The organism is Burkholderia crassaminum, from assembly GCF_964265005.1.
Lineage (GTDB): Bacteria > Pseudomonadota > Gammaproteobacteria > Burkholderiales > Burkholderiaceae > Burkholderia.
The window spans coordinates 536,870-549,375 of the sequence record NZ_OZ183800.1 but is presented as its reverse complement, the minus strand read 5'-3'; the positions used below and the strand labels follow the sequence as shown (position 1 = coordinate 549,375).

The 12,506-nt window shown below is 67.0% G+C and carries 12 protein-coding genes; 9 read left to right on the top strand and 3 right to left on the bottom strand.

Features of this window, described 5'->3' with window-relative positions:
- Positions 1 to 23: 23 nt before the first annotated feature.
- On the top strand, positions 24 to 1,082 hold the full coding sequence (locus ACPTTF_RS19570; protein ID WP_166965399.1) for a GlxA family transcriptional regulator: 1,059 nt from the start codon (positions 24 to 26) through the stop codon (positions 1,080 to 1,082).
- 42 nt (positions 1,083 to 1,124) lie between these two features.
- On the opposite strand, the gene ACPTTF_RS19565 is transcribed toward ACPTTF_RS19570, so the two are convergent.
- Positions 1,125 to 2,039 carry a LysR family transcriptional regulator gene (locus ACPTTF_RS19565; protein WP_243771836.1) on the bottom strand — a complete coding sequence of 305 codons (915 nt, stop codon included), beginning with the start codon at positions 2,037 to 2,039 and terminating at the stop codon, positions 1,125 to 1,127.
- Between the two features lie 464 nt (positions 2,040 to 2,503).
- Between ACPTTF_RS19565 and ACPTTF_RS19560 the strand changes: the two genes are divergently transcribed.
- The 8 genes from ACPTTF_RS19560 (at position 2,504) to denD (ending at position 10,171) form a co-directional block, all read left to right on the top strand.
- Positions 2,504 to 2,767, top strand: coding sequence for a TauD/TfdA dioxygenase family protein (locus tag ACPTTF_RS19560; RefSeq protein ID WP_423367829.1), 264 nt, complete (start codon positions 2,504 to 2,506; stop codon positions 2,765 to 2,767).
- Between the two features lie 213 nt (positions 2,768 to 2,980).
- Positions 2,981 to 3,685: a FadR/GntR family transcriptional regulator gene (locus ACPTTF_RS19555; protein ID WP_423367828.1), complete on the top strand. Its 705-nt coding sequence runs from the start codon at positions 2,981 to 2,983 to the stop codon at positions 3,683 to 3,685.
- Positions 3,679 to 4,635: an L-threonate dehydrogenase gene (gene ltnD / locus ACPTTF_RS19550; RefSeq protein ID WP_423369849.1), complete on the top strand. Its 957-nt coding sequence runs from the start codon at positions 3,679 to 3,681 to the stop codon at positions 4,633 to 4,635. The genes ACPTTF_RS19555 and ltnD overlap by 7 nt, the downstream gene beginning before the upstream one ends.
- 19 nt (positions 4,636 to 4,654) lie before the next feature.
- Complete coding sequence (otnK, locus tag ACPTTF_RS19545; protein ID WP_423367827.1) at positions 4,655 to 5,956, top strand: 3-oxo-tetronate kinase; 1,302 nt, start codon at positions 4,655 to 4,657, stop codon at positions 5,954 to 5,956.
- A complete protein-coding gene (locus ACPTTF_RS19540) occupies positions 5,953 to 6,591 on the top strand; it encodes an aldolase (RefSeq protein ID WP_423367826.1) in 639 nt (212 codons plus the stop codon). The genes otnK and ACPTTF_RS19540 overlap by 4 nt, the downstream gene beginning before the upstream one ends.
- Before the next feature lie 112 nt (positions 6,592 to 6,703).
- Positions 6,704 to 8,038, top strand: coding sequence for an MFS transporter (locus ACPTTF_RS19535; RefSeq protein ID WP_423367825.1), 1,335 nt, complete (start codon positions 6,704 to 6,706; stop codon positions 8,036 to 8,038).
- Between the two features lie 68 nt (positions 8,039 to 8,106).
- Positions 8,107 to 8,889, top strand: a complete 783-nt coding sequence (gene otnI, locus ACPTTF_RS19530; RefSeq protein WP_423367824.1) for a 2-oxo-tetronate isomerase — start codon at positions 8,107 to 8,109, stop codon at positions 8,887 to 8,889.
- Between the two features lie 310 nt (positions 8,890 to 9,199).
- Positions 9,200 to 10,171 carry a D-erythronate dehydrogenase gene (gene denD, locus ACPTTF_RS19525; protein ID WP_423367823.1) on the top strand — a complete coding sequence of 324 codons (972 nt, stop codon included), beginning with the start codon at positions 9,200 to 9,202 and terminating at the stop codon, positions 10,169 to 10,171.
- Between the two features lie 50 nt (positions 10,172 to 10,221).
- Here the strand turns inward: denD and ACPTTF_RS19520 are convergent, their stop codons facing one another.
- Positions 10,222 to 11,307 (bottom strand): lysylphosphatidylglycerol synthase domain-containing protein, encoded by a 1,086-nt coding sequence (locus ACPTTF_RS19520; RefSeq protein ID WP_423367822.1) that lies wholly within the window; start codon positions 11,305 to 11,307, stop codon positions 10,222 to 10,224.
- The gene (gene hpnI, locus ACPTTF_RS19515) at positions 11,304 to 12,473 is read right to left on the bottom strand and encodes a bacteriohopanetetrol glucosamine biosynthesis glycosyltransferase HpnI (RefSeq protein WP_423367821.1); all 1,170 of its coding nucleotides are present in this window, start codon (positions 12,471 to 12,473) and stop codon (positions 11,304 to 11,306) included. Before hpnI ends, ACPTTF_RS19520 begins: the two co-directional genes overlap by 4 nt.
- Positions 12,474 to 12,506 lie beyond the last annotated feature (33 nt).

Here is a 12,506-nt window from a genome sequence, read left to right as displayed (position 1 = left end):
CCGGCGTGAAGAGATTGGCCGCGATGACACCTGACGTACCCGCTTCCCCCCTCGCAGAACCCGCGCCGCGCCGCATCCGCTTCGGCATCGTGCTGCTGCCGAACTTCACGCTGACGGCCTTCTCGGGCTTCGTCGACATGCTGCGGCTCTCGGCGGACGACGGCGACTACAGCAAGCCTGTGCGCTGCGCGTGGAGCGTGATCGGCGAGACGCTCGCGCCGGTGCGCGCGAGCTGCGGGATCCAGATCACGCCGTGGGAAACGTTCGACGCGGCCGAGCCGTTCGACTACGTGGTGGTGGTCGGCGGGCTGCTGCATTCGGGGCCGCAGGCGGGCCCCGAGACGCTCGACTTCATTCGCCGCGCGGCAGCCGGCGGCGCAACCGTCGTCGGCATCTGCACCGGCGTGTTCACGCTGATGCGCGCCGGCGTGCTCGACGGCTACCGCACCTGCGTGAGCTGGTTCCATTACTGGGATTTCATCGAGCGCTTTCCGGCTGCCGATCCCGACCTGCTGATCGCCGACCGGCTGTTCGTGATCGACCGGCGCCGCATCACCTGTTCGGGCGGTCGCGCGTCGATCGACGTCGCCGCCGCGATCCTGCTGCGCCATTTCGATCACGCGACCGTGCAGAAGGCGCTGCGCATCCTGCTGGTCGGCGAGATGCAGAAAGGCAATGCGCCGCAACCGCATCCGCCGGGCCTCGAACCGGCGACGCACCCAAAGGTCAAGCGCGCGATTCTCCTGATGGAACAGCACGTCGGGCGGGCGCTGTCGCTCGACGAGCTCGCGAACAAGCTCGACCTGTCGACGCGGCAGCTCGAGCGGCTGTTCAAGGCCGAAACGGGCAAGAGCCCGCAGGCGTTCGCGAAGCAGGTGCGGCTGCGCACGGCCGCGTGGCTGCTGACGAGTTCGGATCGAACGGTGGCCGATATCGCATCGAGCTGCGGGTTCGCCGATGCGTCGCACCTCGGGCGCGAGTTCCGCAAGCAGTTCGGCGTGCCGCCGGCGGCTTATCGGGAGCGCGGCGGGGAAGAAGTGGCGGCTGGCGGCGTGGATATCGTCGCGGAAGAAGACGCTTGAGCGTAGGTGGGCGAGCGCTCACTGGCCTGCGATAGTGCCCCGTTACCGCTTGCCTGCCGGCCGCACGGCGAGACTTTCCTTTGCGATGTCGACGAATCGCGCCACCGGCAACAGGTCGAGTTCGGCCGGATAGACCAGATTGAGCGGCACGTGGAAGGTCGAAGCGTCATCCAGCGGACGGAATACGACGCTCCCCCGATGCAGCGATTGCGCGGAACGCGGCAGGATCGAAATGCCGAGTCCGGCCGCCACCATCGTGACCGCCGACAGCAAGCGGGGCACTTCTTCGACCGCGCGCGGGACGAACCCGGCTCGCCGGCAGGCCGCGAGCAGATCGTCCCAGATCCCCGGCCCTTCTGCCCGGCGATACATGATGAAGGGTTCGTCGGCAAGCGCGCCCAGTGCGATCGGCCGGGTTTCGCGCGCCAGCGGATGATGGGTCGGCAACGCGACCGACATTGCCTCTTCGGTCAACGTCAGTGCGCACAGCCCCGGATATCGAGACGGCCACGACCGAACGAATGCGACATCGACCGCGCGAGCGGCAACGGCATCGAGCAGGTCGCGCGTCGTATTCTCGTGCACCTCGAGCCGCACCTGCGGATAACAGGACCGGAACTGCTGGATGACGCGCGGTACGTCTTCATGCAACGACGCCGAACTGGTGTAACCGACTGAAATCCTGCCAAGTTCGCCACGATCGGCCTGCTGCGCACGCAACACGGCAGCATTGGCCAGCGCCAGCAACGCACGCGCATCCTCCAGAAAAATCCTGCCGGCCGGATTGAGCCGGATGCTGCGGGCCGTGCGCTCGAACAACGACACATTCAGTTCGCGCTCCAGATCACGAATCTGCTGGCTGAGGGGCGGCTGCTGGATGCCGAGCCGCTCCGCCGCGCGCGTGATGTGCTCTTCCTCGGCCACCGCCACGAAATAACGCAGATGACGCAATTCCATTCCGCCTCCCGAGCATACAAAATTTATATGCATATAAAACCAAGCGGATATTTTACATTGCAAATTGGTAAATATAAGATGACCGTGAATGTTCAGATGTAAACAAGCCAGATTTTCGTTATGCCGTTTCGCAAATCGAGGTTCAACACGTGGCTACGCGAGTAATCCCGGCGGTCAAGCGCAGGTTGACTGGAGTCGGATACCAGTCGGGGGGACGGGTGCGTGGCAACCGGACTCATGCGGAATCCCCATCGCATCATCGCCATACACAGGTCGATCCCGACTCCCCGGCGATCGACCTGTGCGCGATCGTCCTGATATTTATGCTGATGGCTGGGATCTACGCGTGGTTCAGAACCGGATGGGCATTGACCGGAATAATGATCATGTTCTGATCGGAAATGCATGCATATCGTCGTTTTTAAAAACGTCCATAAAGCTGCATTTCAGAATCGGGGTATTTCATGAAGATCACGCCCGGTACCGGAAACCTCGGCGCACGAGTCGACGCTGTCGATCTGAGCCGGCCACTCGATGAACCAGAGATTGCCGCGATCAGGACAAATCTGGGCCGGTACGGGGTACTGTGCTTTCCCGGACAACATCTCGACGCACTTCAACTCAAACGCTTTTCCGCCCGCTTCGGGACCCTCGTCCTGAGCCACCCCGGGCAGGTCGCGTGGCAAATCTGCGACCATAAGATCCGACCTCTCCTCAACGACGCCTGACCGTGCGTGGTCCGGCGCGCCCATGCACCGGACCTCGACCCGCTCGTTTCCAACTGAACGCGAAATCAACCGGATCACGTCAAATTAGCCTTAATTGGAACCGGTTTCATTCAACTTGACCGACGTTCATTCCCGTTAACCGAGGGTTATCCCGGATGCTGTCGCACACTCAAATTTGTATGATGACCACATAACCTGACAAACCAGAGCACCATGTTCGAGAAAATTCCCGCCCGTGCGATGAGCGATCACGTCGCGCAGCAGTTGCTCAAGCAGATCGAAGTCGGCAGTTTCTCCGCCACCGGCAAGCTGCCGACCGAAGCCGTGCTCGCGCAGGAATTCGGCGTGAGCCGCACCGTGATCCGCGAGGCGATCTCGCGGCTGAAGAACGAAGGCGTGGTCGAGCCGCGCCAGGGCAGCGGCGTGTACGTGAACCAGCACGGTGCGATCCGGCCGCTGCGGATCGACTACGCGGAAGCGGTCGAGGCCACCTCGCTGCCGCACCTGCTCGCGGTGCGCCGCGCGATCGAGGCCGAGGTCGCGGCCGAAGCGGCCCTGCATCACACCGACGACGACATGGCCGACATCGACGATGCGCTGCGCAAGATCGACGACGCGGTGGCCGAAGGGCGCGACGGTGTCGCGGAAGATGTCGCGTTCCACCGCACGATCGCGGCCGTCACCGGCAACCCGTATTTCCTGAAGACGCTGCAGTTCCTGAACCAGTACCTCGAAGCCGGTGTGAAAGTCACGCGGCGCAACGAGGCGACACGCGAGGACTTTTCGCGCCAGGTGCGCGAGGAACACGCGGCGATCGCCGATGCGATCCGCGCGCGCGACCCGATGGCTGCACGCAACGCCGCGCGCACGCACATGTACAACGCCGCCCGCCGTCTCGCGGAAGCCGGCATCTGCTGAAACCGGCGGCCGCTGCCCGATCAGGCGCCGCCCCTCTCCCGAATCGATCAAGGTTGACCATGTCACGAAATGTTGGAGTCATCGGCCTCGGCGCGATGGGCCTCGGCGTCGCCCGCTCGCTGCTGCGCGCCGGCCTGCGCGTGCACGCATGCGACGTGCGCGACACCGTGCTGCAGGCGTTCGCCGCCGAAGGCGGCATCGCCTGCGCGACGCCCGCCGAACTCGGCGCGCAGTGCGACGTCGTCGTCACGCTCGTCGTCAATGCCGCGCAGACCGAAACGGTGCTGTTCGGCGAGCACGGCGCGGTCGCGGCGATGAAGCCGGGCGGCGTCGTGATCGCAAGTGCGACGGTTGCGCCCGAGTTCGCGGTGGCGCTCGGCGCACGCATCGAGGCCGCCGGCCTGCAGATGCTCGATGCGCCCGTGTCGGGTGGCGCCGCGCGGGCGGCCTCCGGCGAGATGACGATGATGACGTCGGGCCCGGCCGCCGCGTACGCGGGCTGCGAGGACGTGCTCGCCGCGATCGCCGGCAAGGTCTATCGCCTCGGCGACACACACGGCATCGGCTCGAAAGTGAAGATCATCAACCAGCTGCTGGCCGGCGTGCACATTGCTGCGGCGGCCGAAGCGATGGCGCTGGGCCTGCGCGAAGGCGTGGACGCCGACGCGCTGTACGACGTGATCACGCACAGCGCCGGCAATTCGTGGATGTTCGAGAACCGCGTGCCGCACATCCTGAACGGCGACTACACGCCGCTGTCGGCCGTCGACATCTTCGTGAAGGATCTCGGCCTCGTGCTCGATACCGCGCGCCGCAGCAAGTTCCCGCTGCCGCTGTCGGCCACCGCGCACCAGATGTTCATGAGCGCGTCGAGCGCCGGCCACGGCGGCGAGGACGATTCCGCCGTGATCAAGACTTTCCCCGGCATCACGCTGCCGCCTGCCCGCTGATTCGAACGACGTTCCTGCCATGACCGCTTCCGCTTCCCGTCCCCTGCTCGGCTGCATCGCCGACGATTTCACCGGCGCGACCGATCTCGCGAACATGCTCGTCAAGAGCGGCATGCGCACCGTGCAGACGATCGGCGTGCCCGCCGACGGCGCCGCAGCCGGCAACACGCTCGACGCGGACGCGATCGTCGTCGCGCTGAAGTCGCGCACGCTCCCCGCCGCCGACGCCGTCGCGCAATCGCTCGCGGCGTACGAATGGCTGCGCGCGCAAGGCTGCCGGCAATTTTTCTTCAAGTACTGCTCGACATTCGATTCGACCGACGCGGGCAACATCGGCCCCGTCGCCGATGCGCTGCTCGATGCGGCCGGCGGCGGCTTCACGATCGCCTGCCCGGCGTTCCCCGAGAACGGCCGCACGATCTATCGCGGCCACCTGTTCGTCGGCGACGTGTTGCTGAACGAATCGGGGATGGAGAACCATCCGCTCACGCCGATGAAGGACGCGAACCTCGTACGCGTGCTGCAGCGGCAAACGAAGTCACCTGTCGGCCTGATCCGCTACGACACAATCGCGCTGGGCGCGGCCGCCGTGCGCACGCGGATCGACCAGCTGCGCGCGGAAGGCGCGCGCTTCGCGATCGCCGACGCGCTGTCGGACCGCGACCTCTACGTGCTCGGCGAAGCCTGCGCGGGCCTGCCGCTCGTCACCGGCGGCTCGGGCATCGCGCTCGGCCTGCCCGCGAATTTCCGCCGCGCGGAGCAACTGCCCGAACGCGACAACGCGGCGTCGCTGCCGCGCATCGACGGCCTGTCGGCCGTGCTAGCCGGCAGCGCGTCGAAGGCCACCAATGCGCAGGTCGCCGCGTGGCGCGCCACGCGGCCGAGCTTCCGCATCGATCCGCTCGCGGCATCGCGCGGCGAACCCGTCGTCGACCAGGCGCTCGCGTTCGCGCGCTCGCACCTGCCGCAGCCCGTGCTGATCTACGCGACCGCGACGCCCGACGAAGTGAAGGCTGTGCAGCAAGCGCTCGGTGTCGACGCCGCCGGCCATCTCGTCGAAACCACGCTCGCGGCAATCGCGCGCGGCCTGCGTGATCTCGGCGTGCGCAAGTTCGTTGTCGCCGGCGGTGAAACGTCCGGCGCAGTCGTGCAGGCGCTCGACGTGAAGTCGCTGCAGATCGGCGCGCAGATCGATCCGGGCGTGCCGGCGACTGCAACCATCGACACCCAGCCGCTCGGCCTCGCGCTGAAGTCCGGCAACTTCGGCACCACGGACTTTTTCGACAAGGCGCTGCGCGCGCTGGATGGAGCCGCACGATGAGCAACGAAGCGAAACTGCGCGAAGAGATCTGCGTCGTCGGCGCCAGCCTGTACGCGCGCGGCCACGCGGTCGGCAGCGCCGGCAACATCAGCGCGCGGCTGCCCGACGGCTGGCTGATCACGCCGACCGACGCGTGCCTCGGCCGGCTCGACCCGAACGACATCGCGAAAGTCAGTACGGACGGCCAGCCCGTATCGGGCGGCAAGCCGTCGAAGACGCTCGCCCTGCATCGCGGCATCTACGCACGCAATGCCGAAGCGAACGGCGTCGTCCACACGCATTCGACGCACCTCGTCGCGCTGACGCTCGCGGGCGTGTGGCGCGACACCGACGTGCTGCCGCCGATCACGCCGTACTACGTGATGAAGGTCGGCCACATTCCGCTGATCCGCTACCGCCGCCCCGGCGATCCGGGCGTCGCGGCCGAAGTGGCGGCGCTCGCCGACCAGGTGCGCGGCGTGCTGCTCGACCGCCTCGGCCCGGTGATGTGGGGGGCGTCGGTGTCGCACGCGTCGTATGCGCTCGAAGAACTCGAGGAAACGGCGCGGCTGTGGCTGATGACGAACCCGAAACCCGAACCACTCGACGACGCCGCGCTCGACGAATTGCGCGTGAGCTTCGGCGCGCGCTGGTAACGACGCACCACGCAACGATTTCCATGCCCGCCGTGTGCGCGGGCCCTTCCGTCAGCACACACATGATCCGGCGGCGTACGCGCCGCCGGCAGACAACACCCTGGAGACGACGATGACTGCTCTCGACGCGGCCGCTGGCCGCTCGCCCGCTGCGCCCGCCCACGCCGCGGAACTCGACCGCACCTACAAGAAAGTGTTCTGGCGCATCGTGCCGTTCCTGATGCTCTGCTACGTGGTCGCGTATCTCGACCGCGTGAACGTCGGCTTCGCGAAGCTGCAGATGTCGCAGGACCTCGCGTTCAGCGAAACCGTGTTCGGGCTCGGCGCCGGCATCTTCTTTCTTGGCTATTTTTTATTCGAACTGCCAAGCAACATGCTGATGCACCGGATCGGCGCACGCATCTGGATTGCGCGGATCATGATCACGTGGGGCCTGCTGTCCGCGCTGTTCGCATTCGTGCAGACGCCGACGCAGTTCTACGTGCTGCGCTTCCTGCTCGGCCTCGCGGAAGCCGGCTTCTATCCCGGCGTGATCCTGTATCTCACGTACTGGTTCCCGTCGCATCGCCGCGCGAAGATCATCGCGGTGTTCATGTCCGCGATTCCCGTGTCGGGCATCTTCGGCAACCCGTTGTCGGGCTGGATCATGGAGCGCTTTCACGGCGGCTCGGGTTTCCACGGCTGGCAATGGATGTTCATGATCGAAGCCGTGCCGGCCGTGCTCGTCGGCATCGCGACGATCCTGTATCTCGACAACAGCATCCGCAGCGCGAAGTGGCTCGACGAGCGCGAGAAGCAACTGCTGGAGGACGAGATCGCCGCGCAGCCGCAGGAACAGCAGGAACAGCAGAAGCACGGCCATTCGCTGAAGGCCGTGTTCGCTGACCCGCGCATGTGGTGGATGTCGCTGATCTACTTCGCGTTCGTCACGGGCCAGTACGGCCTCACGTTCTGGATGCCAACGCTCGTGAAATCGACCGGCATCACCGATACGTTGCAGATCGGCCTGCTGTCCGCGATCCCGTTCCTCGTCGCGATCGTCGTGATGAACCTGTTCGGCCACAGCGCGGACAAGCGCCGCGAACGCCGCTGGCACCTGATCGTGCCGGCGCTGATGGGCGCGCTCGGGTTTGCGGTTGCCGCGTCGTACTCGCACAATACAGCGGTGTCGATCGTGTTCCTGTCGCTCGCGGCGGGTGGCGTGCTGACCTGCGCGCCGCTGTTCTGGTCGCTGCCGACCGCGTTCCTCGCGGGCTCCGCGGCTGCCGCCGGGATCGCGATCATCAATTCGGTCGGCAACCTCGCCGGATTCGCGAGCCCGTACGTGATCGGCTACCTGAAGGACGTCACGCATAGCACGGCGTCCGGCATGTACGTGCTGGCGGCGATGCTCGTGATCGGCGCGATCGCCGTGTGGCTCACGCCCGGGAAACTCGTGAACCGCTGATCCGCTGAGTTGCCATTCGACGCGGGGCCCCGTACGCCCCGCCCCCTTCATTCACAGGACCCGCTGCCATGCCACGCTTCGCCGCCAACCTCTCGATGATGTACACCGAGCACGCGTTCCTCGAACGCTTCGCCGCTGCCGCCTACGACGGCTTCAAGGCCGTCGAGTACCTGTTCCCGTACGACTTCGCCGCCGAGGACATCCGCGCGCGCCTCGACGCGCACAACCTCGAACAGGCGCTGTTCAACGCGCCGCCCGGCGACTGGGCCGCGGGCGAACGCGGCACCGCGTCGCTGCCGGGCCGCGAGGACGAGTTCCGGCGCGGCATCGACCAGGCGCTCGACTATGCACGCGTGCTCGGCAACAAGAAGCTGCACGTGATGGCCGGCATGGTGCCGCCGGGTGCCGACCGTGCACGCCATCGCGACACCTACCTGTCGAACCTGCGGCATGCGGCGCAGGCCGCCGCCGCGCACGGCATCACGATCCTGATCGAGCCGATCAACCAGCGCGACATGCCCGGCTATTTCCTGAGCCGCCAGGACGACGCACAGGCGATTCGCGCGGAAGTCGGCGCGCCGAACCTGAAGGTGCAGTTCGATTGCTACCACTGCCAGATCGTCGAAGGCGATCTCGCGATGAAGCTCAAGCGCGATTTCGCGGGCATCGGCCATATCCAGATCGCCGGCGTGCCCGAACGCCACGAGCCGGATCTCGGCGAACTCAACTACCCGTACCTGTTCGAGCTGATCGACACGCTCGGCTACGACGGCTGGATCGGCTGCGAGTACCGCCCGAAGGCCGGCACGTCGGAAGGGCTCGGCTGGCTTAGGGCCTATTCCCGCCAATAACGGGCTTGCGCTGGCCGCCAGAAGGGCCGAGCGCAAGGAATGCGACGAAGCGAATACTCGACGTATTCGCGAGGAGCATGACGCGGCGATCGGCCCTTCTGGCGGCCAGCCCCACGAATGATTTTTTCCAAGCAGGGGAACGTGCCTTGCCGGCCGCATTGCGGCGTCGCGCGTCGCTTGTTTGGCTCGGCCAAACGGCGCTCCTTGCTTCTTGCACTGCAGCCGGCAAGGCACGTTCGCAAGCCCGTTATTGGCGGGAATAGGCCCTGACCGTACCTGTAATTCACGCATTCCTCAGAGGGCAACAAACATGAAAGTACTGATCACCGGCGGCGCCGGCTTTCTGGGCCAGCGTCTTGCGCGCAAGCTGCTCGAGCGCGGCGAACTGACCGGCCCCGACGGCCGCAGCGAGAAGATCGACGAGCTGGTGCTGCTCGACGTCGTCGAAGGCAGCGATTTCGGCGACGCGCGCGTGACGTCGATCGTCGGCGACATCGCCGAGCGCGCGGTGCTCGAACGCGCGATCGACACGCAAACGGGTGCGATCTTCCACCTCGCGGCGATCGTCAGCGGGCAGGCCGAGGCCGATTTCGATCTCGGCATGCGGATCAACCTCGACGCATCGCGCACGCTGCTCGAAGTGTGCCGCGCGCGCGGCCACCAGCCGCGCGTCGTGTTCACGAGCTCGGTCGCGGTCTATGGCGGCACGCTGCCCGACGTCGTGCAGGATGACACCGCGCTGAACCCGCAATCGTCGTACGGCGCCGAGAAGGCGATCGCCGAGCTGCTGCTGTGCGACTACGCGCGGCGCGGCTTCGTCGACGGCCGCGTCCTGCGGCTGCCGACGATCAGTGTGCGGCCGGGCCGCCCGAATGCGGCCGCGTCGTCGTTCGCGAGCGGCATCATCCGCGAGCCGCTGAACGGCGAGGAAAGCGTGTGCCCGGTACCGGGTTCGACGCGGCTGTGGCTGCTGTCGCCGCGCGGCGCGATCGAAGCACTCGTCGCGGGCTGCGAGATCGACAGCGCGAAGCTCGGCAACAAACGGGTGATCAACCTGCCCGGCCTGTCGGTATCGGTCGACGAAATGATCGCGGCGCTGCGCGAAGTCGCGGGCGACGAAGTCGTGAAGCTGATCCGCCATGTGCCCGACGAGCGCGTCGAGAAGATCGTCGGCAGTTGGCCGGGCCGCTGGGATACGTCGCGCGCCGAGGCGCTCGGGCTGAGGGGCGATACGTCGTTCGCGGACGTGATCCGCAGCCATCTCGCCGACGAACGGCGCTGATTCCCGCGCCGGGCACCGCCCACCGAGCGGGCACGGGGTACGGGGCCGCATCAATGCGGCCGCGCGGATTCCCCGATGGGCAACGACGCGCGGTTCGTGCCGCCCGGCCGGTTCGCCGAACCGGCCGCCCACTGCCACGCGAGCAGGCCCGGCAGATAGAACAGCAAGTCGCGCACGCGGCGCGCGCCGGCCAGTGCGAGACACGTCGGCGGATCGAACCCGAGCAGCCCGCCGATCAGCACGAACCCGCCCTCCTGCACGCCAAGTCCGCCCGGCATCAGGAACGCGATGCTGCTCACGAGCTGGATCAGCGCCTCGATCGCGAGCGCCTGCGCGAAGGTCGGCTCCGCGCCGAGGAAATACAGCGCGAGCCAGATTTCCAGCGCGTACCCCACGAACTGCAGGGTCTGCCAGATCGCGAGATAGCGCACGACGATGCCGGTCTTTCTCCAGATCATCCGGATCGACTGATCGGTACGCGCCGATTCGCCGACGAGCGCCACCACCTTCCCGCTCGTGATGCGGTTGACCACGCGCATCGCGCGCTCGAACGGCCGCGCATGCTGCACCAGCGCGAACAGCAGCAGCACCGGCACCAGCGCGGCCATGCCGATCGCGAGGTTCCCGGCCACCCGCGCGGCATCGGACGAGACGTGCTCGAGCACGTAGCCGATCGCGACCAGCGCGAACACCAGCTGGCTGATCAGCGTCAGCTGCATGTCGGCGACGAGGCTGGCCACGGCCGTCGCCGGTCGCACGCCCGCCTGCCGCAGCAGGCCGAACGACACGATCTCGCCGCCGATCCGCGCGACCGGCAGCAAGCCGTTGATCGATTCGCGAATCCACACGAGTTTCAGCATCGCCGCGAACGACGGCCGGCGCGGGCCGCGGATCAGCATCCGCCAGTCCCACGCATTCGCGAGCATCGGCAGGAGGTGGGCCAGCGCCGCGAGCAGCAGCCCCGCGCCGGCGATCTGCAGGCGATGCAGGATTTCCAGCGGATGCTCACGCCAGATCAGCCACACGGCGAGCGCCAGCCCGCCCAGCGCCGCCGCCTGCCCCGCGTGCCGAAGCCGCGCGTCGCTGCGCGCGGCGTTCCGGGCCGCGTCGGCGCCGGGGTTCGCCTGCGTCGTCATGATTCGCTCACCGGCGACAACAGCCCTTCCCGGTCGACGTGAAAGCGCGTGCCACGCCACACGACATGCGACGAGAAGAAGCTCGACACGAACACGAAGAACTGCAGGAGATCGACGAACGGCAGCCAGATCGCGCCGCGCAGGCCCGCGCCGGTCGCACGGCTCGTTTTCAGCATCAGCACCACCCGCGCGGCGAGCGCCGCGACCGCCAGCCAGCACGCGGCGGCCGTGCCGCCCGAGAACAGCAGCGCCAGCAGCGCGAGCGGCACCGGGTGCATCAGCACCGAGCCGGCATGACCGAGCCGGTCCGCCGCGCGAATCGTGCAGCTCCAGCGCAATTCATGGGCGTACAGCTTCGCGAACGTCTCCTCGACACACGCATGCCCGACGACGAACGGCGGAATGACGACCTGCGCGCCCACCTGCCGCACCGCTTCGCCCAGTGCGTGATCCTCGGCCAGGTGATGCGCGAATCGCACGAGGCCGCCGATGCGCTCGAGCGTCGCGCGCGTGATCGCAATCGTCTGGCCGAAGCATGGCCGCGCACGCCCGATGAAGAGCCCGGTGATCACGCCCGGCAGGAAATGGTAGTTCGTCATCGCGACGGCGACACCGGGCCAGAAACCCGGCGACGCGACGCCGCGATACACGCTCGTCACGATGCCGACATCCGGCTGCTGTAACGCGCCGACGACCGCGCGCAAATAATCGCGCTCGACCAGCACGTCGCTGTCGGCGAAACAGAGCACCGAATACTCCGCGTGTTCGAGCATGTTCACGAGATTGCCGATCTTGCGGTTCGGCCCGTACAGCCGCGCATCGGCGACGACCTTGATGTTCGCGTCGGGATAGCGCGCACGCAGCGTCTCGACGGCCGCGAGTGCCGCGTCGCCGGCATCGTGCACGCCGAACAGGTGCTGGACCGGGCCCGGGTAATCCTGCACGAAGAAGCTTTCGAGATGCTGTACGAGTTGCCACTCGTCGCCGTGAAGCGGCTTCGCGACGGTCACGCCCGGATACTCGCTCGGCTGGGCCGCCGCCCGGGAAAAGAACCGGCCGACCAGCACGCTGGCCGTGATCGTATAGGCAATACCCAGCAATACGCCCAATCCGCAGACGATCGACATCACGCCGGCCAGCGCGTGCAGCACATGCAGCAACACCATGCGACTCCTCAGTGGTGGCCCGGCCGGACCACG

Coding starts and splice junctions, on each gene's coding strand:
- ACPTTF_RS19535 (WP_423367825.1), top strand. CDS start 6,704: ATGACTGCTCTCGACGCGGCCGCTGGCCGCTCGCCCGCTGCGCCCGCC.
- ACPTTF_RS19570 (WP_166965399.1), top strand. CDS start 24: ATGACACCTGACGTACCCGCTTCCCCCCTCGCAGAACCCGCGCCGCGC.
- ACPTTF_RS19565 (WP_243771836.1), bottom strand. CDS start 2,039: ATGGAATTGCGTCATCTGCGTTATTTCGTGGCGGTGGCCGAGGAAGAG.
- ACPTTF_RS19560 (WP_423367829.1), top strand. CDS start 2,504: ATGAAGATCACGCCCGGTACCGGAAACCTCGGCGCACGAGTCGACGCT.
- otnI (WP_423367824.1), top strand. CDS start 8,107: ATGCCACGCTTCGCCGCCAACCTCTCGATGATGTACACCGAGCACGCG.
- otnK (WP_423367827.1), top strand. CDS start 4,655: ATGACCGCTTCCGCTTCCCGTCCCCTGCTCGGCTGCATCGCCGACGAT.
- ACPTTF_RS19555 (WP_423367828.1), top strand. CDS start 2,981: ATGTTCGAGAAAATTCCCGCCCGTGCGATGAGCGATCACGTCGCGCAG.
- ACPTTF_RS19520 (WP_423367822.1), bottom strand. CDS start 11,307: ATGACGACGCAGGCGAACCCCGGCGCCGACGCGGCCCGGAACGCCGCG.
- hpnI (WP_423367821.1), bottom strand. CDS start 12,473: ATGGTGTTGCTGCATGTGCTGCACGCGCTGGCCGGCGTGATGTCGATC.
- ACPTTF_RS19540 (WP_423367826.1), top strand. CDS start 5,953: ATGAGCAACGAAGCGAAACTGCGCGAAGAGATCTGCGTCGTCGGCGCC.
- denD (WP_423367823.1), top strand. CDS start 9,200: ATGAAAGTACTGATCACCGGCGGCGCCGGCTTTCTGGGCCAGCGTCTT.